This is a genomic window from Salinisphaera aquimarina (genome assembly GCF_042643355.1).
Lineage (GTDB): Bacteria > Pseudomonadota > Gammaproteobacteria > Nevskiales > Salinisphaeraceae > Salinisphaera > Salinisphaera aquimarina.
This window is the reverse complement of the sequence record NZ_JBHRSS010000008.1, coordinates 349,795-365,171: the sequence shown is the minus strand read 5'-3', so window position 1 is coordinate 365,171 and position 15,377 is coordinate 349,795. Positions and strand designations below refer to the sequence as shown.

Here is a 15,377-nt window from a genome sequence, read left to right as displayed (position 1 = left end):
CGGGCGAGCCGATGTGGGCGGGTTCGACCCAGCGCCGCCCGGCTTTGGTACTATCAGCGCCCCTGTTCGGCGCGGATAGCTGCATTGGCCCGAGGAACACGTAAACCCAAACGGCGTACGGCGAAAAAGCCTGCGAACCGCCGGCCCGGTTTTTTCCGGCGCCTGCTGCCCTATGTCTTTCTGCTGTGCTGCCTGGGCGCGGTCGTGCTGGCCGCCTACGCGGTCTATCTCGACGGCGAAGTCCGCTCGCAGTTCGAGGGCACGCGCTGGACGCTGCCGGCGAAGGTATATGCCGCACCGCTCGAACTCTATGCCGGGCTCGACCTGTCGCGCGCGGACATCGTGGCGCGCCTCAAGAGACAGGGCTATCGCGACAGCAGCGGCGTCGACAACGCTGGCACTTACCACAGCAGCGGCAGTCGTCTGGATATCCATACCCGGCCGTTCACGTTCTGGGACGGCGATCAGGGCGACCGCGAGATTCGGCTCGGTTTCAACTCGAGCGGCGTGTCTTCCCTGCAGGCCATCGACAAGCAGGGCGATCTGGCGCTGATCCGGCTCGACCCGCTGATGATCGGCAGCATCTATCCGGCCCAGGGCGAGGATCGGATCCTGGTCAAGCTTGGCGAAGTGCCGCCGATGCTGCCGGCCGGCCTGATCACGGTCGAGGACCGGGATTTTCTGCACCACTGGGGTGTGTCGCCCAAGTCCATCCTGCGCGCCGCGTTCGCCAACATGCGGGCCGGCCACGTAGTGCAGGGCGGTTCGACCATCACCCAGCAGCTGGTCAAGAACTTCTACCTCAACAACCAGCAGACTCTGGTGCGCAAGGCCAAGGAAGCGCTGATGGCCGTGCTGCTGGACGCGCATTATTCCAAGCCGGAAATCCTCGAGGCCTATCTCAACGAGGTCTATCTCGGACAGGACGGCGGCCGCGCGATCCACGGCTTCGGCCTGGCCAGCTATTTCTATTTTCAGAAACCGCTGGAAGAGCTTCAACCCAATGAAATCGCGCTGCTCGTGGCCATGGTCAAGGGGCCGAGCTACTACAGCCCGCGCCGCAATCCCAAGCGCGCGCTCGCCCGTCGCAATCTCGTGCTCGACATGTTTCACAGCGCCGGCTTTCTCGAAGACGATGCCTGGGCGGCCGCCAAGAAGACCGATCTCGGCGTGACCACGCGCTCGGTGCGCAGTACCAGCCAGTATCCGGCCTTCATCGACCTCGTGCGCCGACAACTGCACGGCCAGTACAAGGACGCCGATCTGACCAACGAGGGGCTGCGTATCTTCACCACCCTAGACCCGACCATCCAGGCGGCCACCGAGGCGCGCGTGAACAAGGGGCTGGACGACGTCGAACGCGCCCGCGGCATCAAGAAGGACAGCCTGCAGAGCGCGGCCGTGGTCACCAGCGTGGAAGGCGGACGCGTGCTGGCGCTGGTCGGCGGTCGCGATGCCGGTTATGCGGGCTTCAACCGTGCACTCGATGCGCGTCGGCCGATCGGCTCGCTGATGAAGCCGGTGGTCTATCTCACCGCGCTGTCCGAGCCGTCGAAATACAACGTGATCACGCCGCTCGACGACGGCCCGCTCGCGGTCAAGCTCGCCAACGGCGACACCTGGCGGCCACAGAATTATTCCAAGACCAGCCACGGCCACGACGTGCCGCTGCACTACGCGCTTACCCACAGCTACAACCTTGCCACCGCGCGGCTGGCGATTGACGTCGGGATTCCGAACGTCGTCGATACGCTCAAGAAGCTGGGCTATACCGGCGATCCGCTGGCCGTGCCGTCGTTGGCGCTCGGCGCGGTCGGGATGGCGCCGCTGCAGGTCGCACAGGTCTACAACACGCTTGCCGCCGGCGGCTACTACACGCCGCTGCTGGCGATCCGCGACGTGACCACCCGCGATGGCGAGCCGCTGGCGCGTTATCCGCTGCAGATCAAGCGCGTGGTCGATGAAGCCCCGGTCTATCTGACCGACTGGGTCATGCAGCGTGTGGCGCGTTACGGCACCGGCGCGTCCATGTACAACGTGCTGCCCAAGAGTCTGAATCTGGCCGGCAAGACCGGCACCACAGACGATCTGCGCGACAGCTGGTTTGCCGGCTTCGGCGCCAACCGTCTCGCGGTGGTCTGGGTCGGGCGTGATGACAACCAGCCGGCCCAGCTCACCGGCGCCACCGGCGCGCTGCAACTGTGGACACGGATCATGAGTGATGTGAGTCCGCGCGGGCTGCTCGACGTGCCGCCCGAGGACGTGGTCGAGGTGCCGCTGCGCATGCGCTTCAACCCCGCGGGCCAGGGCGCCTCGGGCAACCAGGATCTCTATCAGTACGCGCAGAGCTGCGGCAACGCCACGCCGGTGCCGTTCACCCGCGGCTATGTGCCGGATGGGCTTTCCGGCTGTGATAGCGATATCATGCGAGAGAACGCCGCGCGCAAGTCGCGCGAGCAGGAAGACGAAGGCAATTGGCTGCAGAAAATCTTCAGATGATCATGACACAACGATTTCTCGTTCTTTTCGCCATTCTCGTGCTCGCGGGCTGCGCGACGACCCAGCAGACACGTTTCCCGCCGCCGGACGAAAGCCCGGGCACGGTGATCACGCCGTCGCCCGGAGAATCGTCGTCGTCGCCGAGCACCCGGACTCAGCCCGAGCGCCAGCCCCCGCCGGCGCAGATGCCGCCGCGCACGATGGAAGAAGCCAGCAGTCCGGCGGTCCGATCGCTGCTCGGACGCGCCGATACGCTGGCCCGCAACGGCAATATGGATCTTGCCGCGGCAACGCTGGAACGCGCGCTCGATCTCGAACCGCGCAACCCGTTCGTGTATCAGCGTCTCGCCGCGGTCAAACTGGCCCAGGGCCAGCCGGATCAGGCCGAGGCGATGGCCCGCAAATCCAACAGCGTGGGCGGCAACAATCCGTTCGTACGCGCGGACAACTGGCGCCTGATCGCCGAAGCAAGGCGGACCGCCGGCGATAGCAGCGGCGCCAGCGAGGCGTCGGCCCGCGCGACCAGCTATCAGCAAACCAGTCAGCAGATGATGCGATGAGCGCCGCGGCGGGCGCCGCGCTGTTCGACGACGACGCAGCGCTCAATGCGGCGCTGCCCGGCTATGCCGCGCGCGCCGGTCAGGCCGAGATGGCGCATGCGGTGGCGAAGGCGATGGACGAGGGCGGTCGTCTGGTCGTCGAGGCCGGCACCGGCACCGGCAAGACGCTGGCCTATCTGCTGCCGGCCATGGCCTCCGGGCGCAAGGTCATCGTCTCCACGGCCACGCGCTATCTGCAGAGCCAGCTCGACGAAAAGGACGTGCCGCTGGCGCAGACGGTGCTCGGACGCAAGCTGCACGTCACCGTGCTCAAGGGTCGCGCCAACTATCTGTGCCTGCACCGGCTCAATCTGACCGAGGCCAGCGGCGACCTGTATCTGGCGAGCAAACTGCGCGCGGTGCGGGACTGGGCCGCGCGTACGAAGACCGGCGATCTGGGTGATTTTGGTGATCTCGGCGACGGTGACGCACTGTGGCCGCGTATCACCTCGACCACCGACAACTGCCTGGGCCAGGAATGCCCGCTGTTCGATCAGTGCTGGGTGGTGAATGCCCGTCGCGAGGCCCAGGCCGCGGACCTGGTGATCGTCAATCATTATCTGCTGTTTGCGGATCTGACCCTGCGCGAGAGTGGTTTCGGCGAGGTGCTGCCGGGCGCCGACGCGATCGTGCTCGATGAAGCCCACCGGCTGCCGGATATCGCCGGTCGTTTCTTTGGTCAGGCGTTGTCCGCGCGCCAGCTCAAGGATCTCGTGCGCGACGGCCTGGGCGAACTGGACGCGCTGGGCGGCGACATGCCGGTGCTCAAGGCCCGCCTGCAGGACGTGGGCGCGGCCGAGCGCGGCTTCTCCGATGCGCTGGGGTCCGCGGCCGGCAGTCGTAGTTGGCAAGAGCTGGCGACGCCACAGCTGTCACAGGCGCATGCCGCGCTCGACGAAGCGTTGAACGCGCTCAAGGTCGGGCTCGAACCGGTGGTATCCCGGAGCGACCGGGTCAAGGCCCTGTCGCGTCGCTGCGCTGAACTGGTCACTGTTCTGGAAACGGTCGGCAAGGAAGACGTCGAGCGCATCAGCTGGCTGGAAAAACGCGGCGCCGCCTGGATCTGGCACAGCACGCCGCTGGATGTGGCCGGCCCGTTTTCGCGTGCCATCAAGGGCTACCCCGGCGCCTGGATCTTCACCTCGGCGACTCTGGCGGTGAAGAACGAGCTGAGCTATTTCTGCGACCGCCTCGGCCTGGTCGATGTCGAACAGAAAGTGCTGGCCAGCCCGTTCGACTACGAAAACAACGCCATGCTTTATGCGCCCAGGGCCATGCCGTTGCCGAACACGCCGGATTTCGACGACGCCGTGATTGCCGAGACGCTGGCGTTGCTCACCGCGGCCGGCGGCGGCGCGTTTCTGCTGTGTACCAGCTATCGCGCGGTGGCGCGCTACGGCGAGGCGCTGCACGCGGCCGGGCTCGACGTACTCACTCAGGGCAGCGCGCCGCGCGCGACCCTGCTGGCCGATTTTCGTGCCGACGACAATGCCGTGCTGGTGGCCACCAGCAGCTTCTGGGAAGGCGTCGATGTACGCGGCCACGCCCTGCGGCTGGTGATCATCGACCGCCTGCCGTTCGCCTCGCCCGCCGACCCGGTGCTCGCCGCGCGTTTCAACGCGATGAAAGAGGCCGGTCAGAATCCGTTCATGGATTACCAGCTGCCGCAGGCGGTGATCACGCTCAAGCAGGGCGTGGGCCGGTTGATCCGCGACGCCGCCGATCGCGGTCTGCTGGCCATATGCGATCCACGCCTGTTCACGGCGCGCTATGGCGGCGCGATCCGCGCCAGCCTGCCGCCCATGCCGATTACCCGCGAGCGGGCGGTGGCCTGTGAATTTCTGGACGCGCTGACCCCGGCATGAAGATCGCCGCGCTCGATGCATCGACCGAGGCGCTGTCGGTCGCTTTGCTGGATACCCAGGCACCGGTCGGCGAACGCGAGCATTTCGAGATCGCTCCGCAGGCGCATGCCCGCCGGCTGTTACCGACGCTGGAGCGCCTGCTGGAAGAGGCCGGCTGGACGCTGGCCGATATCGACGGTCTGGCGTTCGGACGCGGGCCCGGGGCCTTCACCGGCCTGCGTATCGCGGCCGGATTGATTCAGGGGCTGGCCGCGGGCCTGGATCGCCCGGTGGTGCCGGTATCCACGCTGGCCGCGCTCGCCGCACGCTGCTTCACGCGCGCCGACCTGTGCCACGTACGCGTGGTGCAGGATGCCCGCATGGGCGAGGTCTATACCGCCGATTTCTCGCGCGACGGCGGTTCGCCGCGGTTGCAGGGCGTCGAGCGTGTCATCGAGCCGGCGGCGGTCGATTTATTGCCCGACGCCGACGACTGGGCCGCGGCAGGCAACGGCTGGCCGCTGGTGATCGATGCCCGCTCGGCGACGGGCCCCGAGGTACTCGAGATCTGGCCGCATGCGCTGGATATTGCGCGGCTGGCGGCGCCGGTGCTTGCCCGTGGAGACGGGTTGGGCGCCGATCAGGCGTTGCCGGTCTACGTGCGCGACGATGTGGCGCGCAAGGCGAAGGATCGCGGATGATGGCCCACTCAAGGAGATACCATGCTTTATGAACTCGAGGGCCGGCGGCCCACAACACCCGAGCCCGGGCAGTTTTTCGTGGCCGACAATGCCACGGTGCTGGGGCAGGTCACGCTCGCGGTCGACAGCAGTATCTGGTTCAACGCGGTGCTGCGCGGTGACAACGACGAAATCGTCATCGGTCGCGGCAGCAATATCCAGGACGGCAGTGTGTTGCACACCGACCCGGGCTATCAGCTCACGGTGGGCGAGGGCGTGACGGTGGGGCATCAGGCGATGCTGCACGGCTGCTCGATCGGCGACAACAGCCTGATCGGCATGAAGGCGATCGTGCTCAACGGCGCGAAGATCGGCCGGAATTGCCTGATCGGCGCCGGTGCGTTGATTGCCGAAGGCAAGACCATCCCCGACAACAGCATGGTCATCGGCGTGCCGGGCCGGGTGAAGCGTGAGCTGAGCGCGCAGGAGATCGAGGGCCTGCAGGGCGCGTCTGCACGCTACGTGGCCAACTACAAGCGTTTTCTGGCGTCGTTCGGGCCCGTCTGAGCGGCCTTGGCGCCCCCGGAATCCAATACGGCGCTGGCGGCGTTTCAGCCGGCAGGCGGGCTCGCCGCCAGATAGATATCGAACCGCACGGCCTTGCCGTGCACCTGACGGTCGGGCGCGGCCAGCGGCTGCGAGCGGGCGTGCTGCTTCACCACCGTCTGGCGCAGGGCATGGCCGCGCGCCAGCGCCAGCAGCGCGTCGGCGTCGTGGTCGGTGCCGATCAACTCATTGAGCCAGGCCAGGGCTTTTTGCGGGCGCGCCTTGCGACGGGCGGCGGCGAACATCGGATCGATATAGATGATATCGAAGCGGCGCGGTGGCGGGGGCGTGAGCCAGGCATGGGCGTCGGCGTGCTCGAACGCCTGCCAGTGGGTCAGCCAGGCCGGCGGCGTGTCGGCACGCCGCGCGCGCATCAAGGCGTCATCGAGCAGGGCGAACAGCACCGGATGGCGTTCCAGCGCGTGCACGTCGCAGCCCAGCGCGGCGAGCGTTGCACTGTCGCGGCCCAGTCCACAGGTCGTATCCAGCACCGTCGGGCGGGAACGGCGCTTGAGGCCGAGCGCACGTGCCAGTGGCGATTTGCGCCCGCCGGCTAGCCGGCGTTCGATGCTGCCGTCGAGCAGGTCGATGCACAGGCCGCTATCGCGATCGACGGTTTCGGCGTGCTGCAGCGTCAGGCCCTGCGGGCGTGCATCGAGATAGAAGCCGGTGGCAGGCGGCCGCTCTATCGGTTCGATCCCGGGCAACGCGGCAGTCACCGCGCCGGCGGCCAGCAACGGAATGGCGGCTGGACGATCCGTGTTCACGGGCCGACGCTGCCCATCACGCCAGTCGCTCCCGATCAAAGACGTGCTGCAGTTTCTGGGCGAGCATCATGTTGCCCTCCACCTTCAGGCGGCCGGTGAGGAATGCGGTGATGCCGCGCATGCGTCCGGTCATGAGTTTGACCAGGTGATCGCCACGGATCCGGAGGGTCACGTCCGGGGCATCGGCGAGCCCCTCGTGGACTCGGCATTCGCCGGCGGCGATGGTCACGAACATCGGTTGTTCGGTCATGTATTGCACGGTCATGTGCAGATCGCCCGCCGCGCCCGGGTCGAAGGCGCCGGGCATACGGCGGATCATGTCGTTGGCATCGCTCATGGCGGCTGGGCAGTCACTCGAATAATGGTGCGCATGATGCGTGAGCGTCCGGCGCTTGGCCAGCGCCCCCGCTGCTGGCTTATAGTGCACGATCATCAGCGGATGATTATCCGACGATTTGTACTACCACGGACCCGATCATGGCCGAAACCGCGACCCATAACCACGCCGCGAACGCACTGGAAGCGCTGCGTGCCCGCACCACCGTCGTCGCCGACAGTGGCGATTTCGAAACGATAAAGGCGTATCACCCGACCGATTCGACCACCAATCCGAGTCTGGTGCTGCAGGCCTCGCGCGATGCCCGCTACCGACATCTGGTGGAGGAGGCACTGGCCGCAACGCCGACGCCGGGGGTGACACAGGTCGAGCGTCTGATGACGCTGTTCGGGCGTGAACTGACCCAGGTCGTGCCGCGCTACGTGTCGACCGAGGTCGATGCGCGGCTGTCCTTCGATACCGCCGCGACCATTACCAAGGCACGTGCCTTGCTGGCCGATTACGACGCGCTCGGCGTGGGCCGCGACCGTATCCTGATCAAGATTGCGAGCACCTGGGCGGGCGTGCAGGCAGCGAGCGTGCTCGAGGCCGAAGGCGTGGCCTGCAACATGACGCTGATATTCTCTCTGGCCCAGGCGCAGGCGTGTTTCGACGCCGGCGTGACGCTGATCTCGCCGTTCGTGGGTCGGATCACCGACTGGTACAAGAAGGCGGACGGCGTGGATCACTACAGCGGCGATAAAGACCCGGGCGTGCTGAGCGTTCAGCGTATCAATGCCTACGCCAAGAGCTACGGCTACGCCACTCAGGTTATGGCTGCGAGTTTTCGTAACCGCGATCAGATTCTGGCGCTGTCGGGCGCGGATCTGATGACGATTTCACCGGCGCTGCTGGAAGAACTGGCGTCGCTGGAGGCAAGCAACGTGCCCGGTCTGGTGCAGGCGCCGTCGGAAGACGCCCGCGTCATGCACGATCGCGCCGGCTTCGACTGGGCCATGAACGAAGATGCCATGGCGACCGAAAAGCTGGCCGAGGGCATACGTCGTTTCGCGGCCGACCAGCGCGCGCTCGAGTCCGAGCTGACCGGCTAACCGTCGAGATAATCGACGATGGCGCTGTAACCGCCCTCGGTCAGCAGAATGGCGTTGACGGTGGTCTCGTAGATGCGGCCGGCGGAGCGTAGCTGTTCGATTTCGCGCGCGTCTTCCGTGCTGTTGAGGTAATAGTAGTCGCGGCCCTCGTCAAAACTCTCCCTGAGTTGCTTGAACGCCAGAAAGGCGGTGCCCTTGCTATCGCCACGTGAGTGGTCGATTTCCTTCAGGCTCCATGTCTTTTCGGTCTTGGCCATGCGTGACTCGCGGTGGAAATTGCCGCCAAGCTAGCAGGCGCCCCAGACGCGGTCAACGCGCGCTCTGGCGGGCACTGGCAGGTTTCTCAGGCGCCTGGTAATTGCGTAACCTATGCGCTTGAGGAAGTACCGTCTGGCCCTGTCGTAAAGATCCGAGGAAACGATATGAAAGTGAATGAGCTGGTTGCACAATGGAAGGCAAACGCCGGCGAGCAGCGCACCGACGAGAGTTATGAAGTGCGCCTGCCCATCTACGACGCCGCCAAGGTCGCGGCGCTGTGCGACATGTTTCCAGGACTGACCCGCGAGCGCATCATCACCGATCTGTTGGCGGCCGCTCTGGATGAGCTGGCCAGTTCTTTCACCTATGAGCCGGGTGACGAAGTGGCGGCCTACGATGAAATGGGTGACCCGATGTATGCCGATGCCGGCCTGACACCGCGTTTTCAGGCGCTCGCCAAGCAATACGCCGAAGACCTCAAGACGCGACAGGACGGTTGAACGATTGAATCCGTATACTCGGCCGGCCGATGCCTGGCGCCAGCGACTGCAGGCCGCGCTGGCGGAGCCCCTGACACGCCGCGAGGCCGCGCCGGGCGAAACCCGGGGCAGTGGCCACCACGACCACGCGGCGCGCCGGGCGGGCGTGCTGATTGCGATCGTCGGCGCGCCCGAGCCGTATATCTATTTCACCCAGCGCAGCAACGCGCTGCGCCACCATCCGGGCCAGATCAGCTTCCCGGGCGGCAGCGTCGAGACCTTCGATGACAGTGTCCAGGCTGCCGCGCTACGCGAGGCTCACGAGGAGATCGGACTCGACCCGGCGTTTGTGGAGGTGCTGGGCGAACTGCCCGAATACCGGACCGTCACCGGCTTCGTGATCAGCCCCTTTGTCGGCTGGGTGGATCCGGCGGCGACCGTGGCCCCCGACGCAGTGGAAGTCGAGCGCCTGTTCGGCGTACCGCTCGCATACGCGCTCGATCATCAGCATTTTCGCAGCGAGCCGATGGAGCGGGGTGGGCGTACCTACCAAGTCTATTCGATCGACTACGACGCCAACCATATCTGGGGCGCGACCGCCGGTATTCTCTACGGACTGCTGCAACGTCTGGGGCACGTCGAACAACGTGATATCGCCCGCCCCGGCTGTATCAGCCGCTGAAGCGGGGTTCTGGCCGTCCCTGGCCGTCCCTGGCCGCCCAGTCGGCCCGTGGCGCGCAATCCCGAGACGCTCTGGAACAGTGTGGCTGGCTATTCGCTCTTGGTACCGTCGAAGCGTTTCTTCATGTCCATCAGCGGTTCGATCAGGTCCATCGGCAGCGGGAACACGATGGTGGAATTGTTCTCGCCGGCGATATCGACCAGCGTCTGCAAATAGCGCAGCTGCAGGGCCTGGGGTTCGCGCGAAAGCTGCTCGGCGGCGCCACGCAGATTCTCGGCTGCCTGCATCTCGCCTTCGGCGTTGATGACCTTGGCGCGCCGTGAGCGCTCGGCCTCGGCCTGACGCGCAATCGCCCGGGTCATGCTCTCGTCCAGATCGACCTGCTTGATCTCGACGTTGGCCACCTTGATGCCCCAGGCGTCGGTATGCCGATCCAGAATCGCCTGGATATCGATATTGAGCTTGTCGCGCTCGGCGAGCATGTCGTCGAGCTCGTGCTTGCCGAGCACGCTGCGCAGCGTGGTCTGGGCGAGCTGGCTGACCGCGTCGTAGAAATGCTCGACCTCGATGATCGCCTTGTCGGCGTCGATCACGCGGAAATAGACCACCGCGTTGACTCGCACCGAGACGTTGTCGCGCGAGATCACGTCCTGCGGCGGCACGTCCATGACCACCGTGCGCATATCCACCTTGACCATGTTCTGGATGAACGGAATCACCAGAAACAGCCCGGGGCCCTTCACGCCGGTCATGCGGCCGAGCGTGAACATCACCCCGCGCTCGTATTCGGGCAGGATCTTGATCGAGGTGAACAGGAAAAGGACGATCAGGGCGATGACCGCGAAACCGAAATTCAGGATCATGACGTGTGTCTCCGTAGGGTTCTTGGCCGCTCGTGTATCGCTGCGATATTGGCTGCGGTTTGCCCGGAACGGGGCTGCCGCGTTGATACGCGCCGCTGTCTTGTGCCGTTGCCGCGACAATAACATCAACGGCAGGCGCCGACAGATGGCCACCACCGAATATCCGCCGGGCTGGCGCCGGCAAACGAGCGGGCGCGGTCGGTGATCGGTGCGTGCGCCGGTCAGTGGCGGGACGGCTTCGAGGGCGTTGTTTCCGCGGCCCGAACCTGCACCTTGAGGCCGTCGACAGCGGTGACGACCAGTTTCTGCTTGACGACGACCGGGGCGTCGCAGAACGCCAGCCAGGACTCGCCCTGGAGCAGCACCCGGCCTTCGCCGTCGAAATCCTCAAGGGCGACGCAGCGTTGTCCGAGCAGGCCTTCACGGCCGGTCCAGACGCGTTCGCGTCGCGAGCGCAGGAACATGTAGAGCATGAACATGAGCAGCAGCGCGCCCGCGACCGCGATGCCGCCGATCAGCCCCAGGGGGATTTCAAAGCCGGGCACGTCGGTGTCCATGAGCATGATCGAGCCGAATACGAACCCCACGATACCGCCCAGACCGAGAATGCCGAAACTCGGCGCGAACATCTCCGCGATCATCAGCGCCACGCCGAGCACGATGAGGGCGAGACCCGCGTAGTTGATCGGCAGGATCTGGAACGCATAGAGCGCGGCCAGCAGACAGATCGCGCCGATCACGCCGGGTACCGCGCTGCCCGGGTTCAGGCCTTCGAGAATCAGCCCGTAGATACCGATCATGAGCAGCAGATACGCCACGGTCGGATTGGTGATTACCGACAGTAGTTGCGTGCGCCAGCCGGGTTCGCGCTGTTCTATGCTCAATCCGGCCGTGTTCAGGCGTACGTCGCCGCCCGCCGTGCTCACGGTGCGTCCGTCGATGGCGGCGAGCAGCGCGCTTTCATCCGCCACCACATCGTCGACGACATGCTGTTTCTGCGCCTGGCGCGCGGTGAGACTCACGCCCTGGCGCACCGCCTGTTCCGCCCAGTCCGCGTTGCGGCCGCGTTGCTCGGCCAGCCCGCGAATATAAGCCACGGCGTCGTTCACCACCTTGCGGCGCGCCGCGGTGTCACTGTCGGCAGGCGCCTGTTGCCCGGCGTCGGCGTTGTCATCGGAATCGGCGGGGTCGGGCTGGTCGCGGGACCCGGTTCCGCCTCCGCCGATATTGATCGGCGTGGCCGCCCCGAGATTCGTCGCCGGCGCCATCGCGGCGATATGGCTGGCGTAGAGGATATAGGTGCCCGCGCTCGCGGCACGCGCACCCGAGGGGCCGACGAAGCCGGCGACCGGCACCGGCGAGGCCAGAATCGCCTGCACGATCTCGCGCATGGCGCCGTCGAGCCCGCCCGGCGTGTCCAGACGCAGGATCACCAGCGGGGCGTCGGCGGCAGCGGCGTCCTCGAGTTCATCGGTCACGTAGCGGCTGGTGGCCGGGCCGATCGCCCCGACAATGGCAATTTCGCGCGCCGCCGGCGCCGTGTCAGCTCGGTCGGCGGGCTGCGCCTGAGTTGCCACGGCGGGCCACAGCAGCGTGCAGCACAGCAGGACGATATGAAGGCCACGGCGCACGGCTATCGCCAGGCTGTCGCAGCGGCCGGCGAAAGCCGGGCCTGGTGCCATCTAGTCCAGCCGATCATGGAGTGCGACCAGTTGCTGGGTGACCTTGTGGTTGGGTGCGTAGTGGATCAGCGGAATCGACGCGTCGTGGGACTCGCGTACCTTCACCGAGGCCGTGATCCGTGTTTCGATCAGCGGATGGCCCTCGGCCTTGAGCTCCTCGATCATGCGCGTGGGCAGCTTGGCGCGCGGCTGGAACTGGTTGACCACGATGCCGTCGATCACCAGTTCCGGATTGTGGTCGTCCTGGATTTCGTGGATGTTGTCGAACAGGGAATACAGCGCCTGGCGGGCGAAGTCGTCACAGTCGAAGGGAATCAGGCAGCGATCGGCTGCGATCAATGCTGATTGAGAATAGAAATTCAGCGCCGGCGGGGTGTCGATGTAGATCGCGTCAAAATCCTTGAGCCGCTCGAGTGATTGCTTGAGCTTGTAGATCTTGTGCTTGGCCTCGAGCTTGACGCGCAGCTCTTCCAGATCCGGATGGGCCGCCATGACCGACAGGTTCTCGAACGGCGTGGCCGTGATGAAATCGCTGAACTGCGTGGTCGATCGACTGCGCGACAGGGTCGCCTCGAAGAAGTCGGCGCTGCCGGCCTCGGCCTGGCGTTCGCCGGACGACAGCAGGTACTGGCTGGCGTTGCACTGGGCGTCGAGGTCGATGACCAGCGTGCGCTTGCCGCGCTGCGCGCTGATGGCGGCGAGATTGCAGAGCAGCGTGGTTTTGCCGACGCCCCCTTTCTGGTTGAAGACCACCCGACGCGTCATGCCCGACTCCTGTGTGCTGGCTCGCTCTGGCGTTGCCAAACCGTATTTGAATTGTGACCTACGTTCAGCTTATCGACGAAGGGCTTGAGCGTCGAGCTTGTGGATATGTCGGTTTGTTTTACAGGTTTTGAGCCTGTGGTCTAGAAAAATTATCGAACAGTTATTTAAGTATCATCCGCCTAATAGTGTTTTGAGGTGTCGACTGATCTAACAACTGTCTGCCCGGCAATTTCAGCCGCGCTTTAACGTCAGGAGAAAACGAGTTCCCCATCAGATGCTTGTGTTCGTTGGCCGCGATATTGCTAAGTTTCCATGCACACATTCACATATGTCGCGAGAACGGGGATAAAAATGACAAAAAATATGAAGACCGGAACGACGACGGTGGTATTTCTCGCAGCGATCGCTATCTCGGGGGTTGCTACGGGTGCGCCCATCAAATATTCATATTCAACGAGCATCGGCTTCGATCCATCGTCCACAGTGGGTGCCGGCGGCGAGAATGCCGCCCAACTTGTCGACGAGCTTTTCGGTCCGGGTATTGGCTCCACCGGCAGTGCTACGCTCAGCGGATCGTTCACTTACAACAATGCAGCACCGCAATTCGATGGCAATAATGCCTCGGCGGGATACATCGCCATCACGGATGCCAACGTCAGTCTTGGCGGAACGAGCGCGCGAGCGAACATCGACACAATTCGGGCGAACTCGAGCACCAGTTCGGTGGGGTTCAACGCGGTAGGGGGAGGCTTTTGCGGCAGCGAATTGGGATGTCAGAGCGTTGGTCTGCCACACGTCGCTACTGGCAATGTCGTTCAGGTGACCAACGACACTGAATTTCAAATCGTCAACACAGGCGGCACAGTCGAATTCACCCCGCGCGACGCGCTGTCCTTCTCCATCGGGGGCACTGATGTGCAAGCAGACTTCGGCCCGGCCCTCTCCACAGAAACTTTTGGCGACGTTTCGGTCGATCTCGTGTCTATAGGCTTGATCTCGCAACAATCGCCGGATTTTTTCGATAGCGTCGCATTACCACAAGACCTGTCGTTTTTGGATGATACCGATCTGGAGGCATCAATCTTTGAAATCGTTTTCTCCGGACCTAGTCTTTTGGACGTCTTTACCTTGCAGGGGGCTATAACAGAGTTGGCGAATGGCGATCTGGATGACGAAACCGTCGATGGAGATCTCCCCGGTGGACCCGGCGCTACAGACGTCCCTGAGCCCGGGTCGCTGTTTACGCTTGCGTTCGGGCTCGCGTGGCTTGTGGCCTTTGTGGCAGTCAGGCGTCGGCAAATCTGAGACGGGGGGCAGGGCAAAAGTGGAAAGGCGCTATGCGATGCCGCATAGGGCCTTTTTCATGGCGGTGGCGATGCAGGGCTTCGCTACGGATACACGTCAGTTAATCATGAGGCGCGCGACGCGAGCTGCGATTGCTGGAAGTGCCGAACTTGCCGACTGCGCAATCTTTATATCGGCTTTCTTGGAGATCGCTGTTTTCTCAGTGTTGATCTCGATCACGATGGCAGATCCTGCCACGGCCTGTTCGACGAGCGTGGCCGCGGGGTACACCTGATTGGAGGTACCCACTACAAGCACACGGTCTGCGGCCGCCAGTAGCCGCTGGGCACGCTCGAGCGCTGTCATGGGCAGCATCTCGCCGAACCAGACCACCGCCGGGCGGGTCATGGCGCCGCACCGTGCGCAGGCCGGCAACGGCGCGTCTTCGTCGGCTTCGGCGACCGGCTGTAGCGTTTCGTCGTCGCATGCGGTACAGCGTTCGCGCCAGATACTGCCGTGCAGTTCCGCGACTCGCGAGCTGCCGGCCGCGGCATGCAGGCCGTCGACGTTCTGGGTCGCGATGCTCAGTGAGATATGGCGGCCGAGTGCGGCGAGGGCGACGTGACCGGGATTGACGCCGCCGCGTGCGATCAGGGTGCGACGCCAGCGATACCATTGCCAGACGCGCTCCGGATTGCCCGCGAACGCTTCGGGCGTGGCCAGATCCTGGGGCGGAAACCGCGCCCAGAGGCCAGTCTGCGCCTCGCGAAACGTCGGAATGCCCGATTCCGCGGACATGCCGGCACCGCTGAGCACGAGCACATGGCGCGCGTCAGTCAGGGCCAGGGCGGCTCGTTCGATTGCGTCGTTGAGGGCCATCGGCGCGCCATGGTGAAAGCTGCGTGAGGTCGCAGTATTTCAGAGATCGATGACCCTTGTGC

At 64.8% G+C, this 15,377-nt stretch carries 16 protein-coding genes; 9 read left to right on the top strand and 7 right to left on the bottom strand.

Features of this window, described 5'->3' with window-relative positions:
• Positions 1–84: 84 nt before the first annotated feature.
• From mrcB to ACFOSU_RS17135, 5 genes are read left to right on the top strand one after another with little or no spacing between them, the layout of a single operon-like run.
• On the top strand, positions 85–2,499 hold the full coding sequence (gene mrcB / locus ACFOSU_RS17155) for a penicillin-binding protein 1B (RefSeq protein WP_380691141.1): 2,415 nt from the start codon (positions 85–87) through the stop codon (positions 2,497–2,499).
• 2 nt (positions 2,500–2,501) lie between these two features.
• Complete coding sequence (locus ACFOSU_RS17150) at positions 2,502–3,059, top strand: tetratricopeptide repeat protein (protein WP_380691140.1); 558 nt, start codon at positions 2,502–2,504, stop codon at positions 3,057–3,059.
• Positions 3,056–4,963 carry an ATP-dependent DNA helicase gene (locus tag ACFOSU_RS17145; RefSeq protein ID WP_380691139.1) on the top strand — a complete coding sequence of 636 codons (1,908 nt, stop codon included), beginning with the start codon at positions 3,056–3,058 and terminating at the stop codon, positions 4,961–4,963. Before ACFOSU_RS17150 ends, ACFOSU_RS17145 begins: the two co-directional genes overlap by 4 nt.
• Positions 4,960–5,643: a tRNA (adenosine(37)-N6)-threonylcarbamoyltransferase complex dimerization subunit type 1 TsaB gene (gene tsaB / locus ACFOSU_RS17140; protein WP_380691138.1), complete on the top strand. Its 684-nt coding sequence runs from the start codon at positions 4,960–4,962 to the stop codon at positions 5,641–5,643. The genes ACFOSU_RS17145 and tsaB overlap by 4 nt, the downstream gene beginning before the upstream one ends.
• A 21-nt stretch (positions 5,644–5,664) precedes the next feature.
• A complete protein-coding gene (locus tag ACFOSU_RS17135) occupies positions 5,665–6,189 on the top strand; it encodes a gamma carbonic anhydrase family protein (RefSeq protein ID WP_380691137.1) in 525 nt (174 codons plus the stop codon).
• Between the two features lie 44 nt (positions 6,190–6,233).
• Here ACFOSU_RS17135 and ACFOSU_RS17130 read toward each other — a convergent pair whose 3' ends face one another.
• Positions 6,234–6,995, bottom strand: a complete 762-nt coding sequence (locus ACFOSU_RS17130) for a class I SAM-dependent methyltransferase (RefSeq protein ID WP_380691136.1) — start codon at positions 6,993–6,995, stop codon at positions 6,234–6,236.
• 16 nt (positions 6,996–7,011) lie between these two features.
• Positions 7,012–7,332 carry an SCP2 sterol-binding domain-containing protein gene (locus ACFOSU_RS17125; protein WP_380691135.1) on the bottom strand — a complete coding sequence of 107 codons (321 nt, stop codon included), beginning with the start codon at positions 7,330–7,332 and terminating at the stop codon, positions 7,012–7,014.
• Between the two features lie 140 nt (positions 7,333–7,472).
• On the opposite strand from ACFOSU_RS17125, the gene ACFOSU_RS17120 reads away from it, so the two are divergent.
• Complete coding sequence (locus tag ACFOSU_RS17120; RefSeq protein ID WP_380691134.1) at positions 7,473–8,423, top strand: transaldolase; 951 nt, start codon at positions 7,473–7,475, stop codon at positions 8,421–8,423.
• Here ACFOSU_RS17120 and ACFOSU_RS17115 read toward each other — a convergent pair.
• On the bottom strand, positions 8,420–8,680 hold the full coding sequence (locus ACFOSU_RS17115) for a hypothetical protein (protein ID WP_380691133.1): 261 nt from the start codon (positions 8,678–8,680) through the stop codon (positions 8,420–8,422). The two genes, ACFOSU_RS17120 and ACFOSU_RS17115, sit on opposite strands and share 4 nt — an antisense overlap.
• A 165-nt stretch (positions 8,681–8,845) precedes the next feature.
• Between ACFOSU_RS17115 and ACFOSU_RS17110 the strand changes: the two genes are divergently transcribed.
• The gene (locus ACFOSU_RS17110) at positions 8,846–9,181 is read left to right on the top strand and encodes a type 1 pili tip component (RefSeq protein ID WP_380691132.1); all 336 of its coding nucleotides are present in this window, start codon (positions 8,846–8,848) and stop codon (positions 9,179–9,181) included.
• A gap of 4 nt (positions 9,182–9,185) precedes the next feature.
• Positions 9,186–9,842 (top strand): CoA pyrophosphatase, encoded by a 657-nt coding sequence (locus ACFOSU_RS17105; RefSeq protein ID WP_380691131.1) that lies wholly within the window; start codon positions 9,186–9,188, stop codon positions 9,840–9,842.
• 89 nt (positions 9,843–9,931) lie between these two features.
• Here the strand turns inward: ACFOSU_RS17105 and ACFOSU_RS17100 are convergent, their stop codons facing one another.
• The 3 genes from ACFOSU_RS17100 to ACFOSU_RS17090 form a co-directional block, all read right to left on the bottom strand.
• On the bottom strand, positions 9,932–10,705 hold the full coding sequence (locus ACFOSU_RS17100) for a slipin family protein (RefSeq protein WP_380691130.1): 774 nt from the start codon (positions 10,703–10,705) through the stop codon (positions 9,932–9,934).
• 221 nt (positions 10,706–10,926) lie between these two features.
• Positions 10,927–12,387: an NfeD family protein gene (locus ACFOSU_RS17095; RefSeq protein ID WP_380691129.1), complete on the bottom strand. Its 1,461-nt coding sequence runs from the start codon at positions 12,385–12,387 to the stop codon at positions 10,927–10,929.
• Positions 12,388–13,152 carry a ParA family protein gene (locus ACFOSU_RS17090; RefSeq protein WP_380691128.1) on the bottom strand — a complete coding sequence of 255 codons (765 nt, stop codon included), beginning with the start codon at positions 13,150–13,152 and terminating at the stop codon, positions 12,388–12,390.
• Between the two features lie 351 nt (positions 13,153–13,503).
• Here ACFOSU_RS17090 and ACFOSU_RS17085 point away from each other — a divergent pair, with 351 nt between their 5' ends.
• Positions 13,504–14,457, top strand: a complete 954-nt coding sequence (locus ACFOSU_RS17085) for a PEP-CTERM sorting domain-containing protein (RefSeq protein WP_380691127.1) — start codon at positions 13,504–13,506, stop codon at positions 14,455–14,457.
• A 96-nt stretch (positions 14,458–14,553) separates the two neighbouring features.
• Here ACFOSU_RS17085 and ACFOSU_RS17080 read toward each other — a convergent pair whose 3' ends face one another.
• The gene (locus ACFOSU_RS17080; protein WP_380691126.1) at positions 14,554–15,315 is read right to left on the bottom strand and encodes an SIR2 family NAD-dependent protein deacylase; all 762 of its coding nucleotides are present in this window, start codon (positions 15,313–15,315) and stop codon (positions 14,554–14,556) included.
• Between the last annotated feature and the right edge of the window lie 62 nt (positions 15,316–15,377).

What these genes read in the sequence shown, in the direction of transcription:
- ACFOSU_RS17150 (WP_380691140.1), top strand. Translation starts at nt 2,502, where the DNA reads ATGACACAACGATTTCTCGTTCTTTTCGCCATTCTCGTGCTCGCGGGC.
- ACFOSU_RS17145 (WP_380691139.1), top strand. Translation starts at nt 3,056, where the DNA reads ATGAGCGCCGCGGCGGGCGCCGCGCTGTTCGACGACGACGCAGCGCTC.
- tsaB (WP_380691138.1), top strand. Translation starts at nt 4,960, where the DNA reads ATGAAGATCGCCGCGCTCGATGCATCGACCGAGGCGCTGTCGGTCGCT.
- ACFOSU_RS17135 (WP_380691137.1), top strand. Translation starts at nt 5,665, where the DNA reads ATGCTTTATGAACTCGAGGGCCGGCGGCCCACAACACCCGAGCCCGGG.
- ACFOSU_RS17125 (WP_380691135.1), bottom strand. Translation starts at nt 7,332, where the DNA reads ATGAGCGATGCCAACGACATGATCCGCCGTATGCCCGGCGCCTTCGAC.
- ACFOSU_RS17120 (WP_380691134.1), top strand. Translation starts at nt 7,473, where the DNA reads ATGGCCGAAACCGCGACCCATAACCACGCCGCGAACGCACTGGAAGCG.
- ACFOSU_RS17115 (WP_380691133.1), bottom strand. Translation starts at nt 8,680, where the DNA reads ATGGCCAAGACCGAAAAGACATGGAGCCTGAAGGAAATCGACCACTCA.
- ACFOSU_RS17110 (WP_380691132.1), top strand. Translation starts at nt 8,846, where the DNA reads ATGAAAGTGAATGAGCTGGTTGCACAATGGAAGGCAAACGCCGGCGAG.
- ACFOSU_RS17100 (WP_380691130.1), bottom strand. Translation starts at nt 10,705, where the DNA reads ATGATCCTGAATTTCGGTTTCGCGGTCATCGCCCTGATCGTCCTTTTC.
- ACFOSU_RS17095 (WP_380691129.1), bottom strand. Translation starts at nt 12,387, where the DNA reads ATGGCACCAGGCCCGGCTTTCGCCGGCCGCTGCGACAGCCTGGCGATA.
- ACFOSU_RS17090 (WP_380691128.1), bottom strand. Translation starts at nt 13,152, where the DNA reads ATGACGCGTCGGGTGGTCTTCAACCAGAAAGGGGGCGTCGGCAAAACC.
- ACFOSU_RS17085 (WP_380691127.1), top strand. Translation starts at nt 13,504, where the DNA reads ATGACAAAAAATATGAAGACCGGAACGACGACGGTGGTATTTCTCGCA.
- ACFOSU_RS17080 (WP_380691126.1), bottom strand. Translation starts at nt 15,315, where the DNA reads ATGGCCCTCAACGACGCAATCGAACGAGCCGCCCTGGCCCTGACTGAC.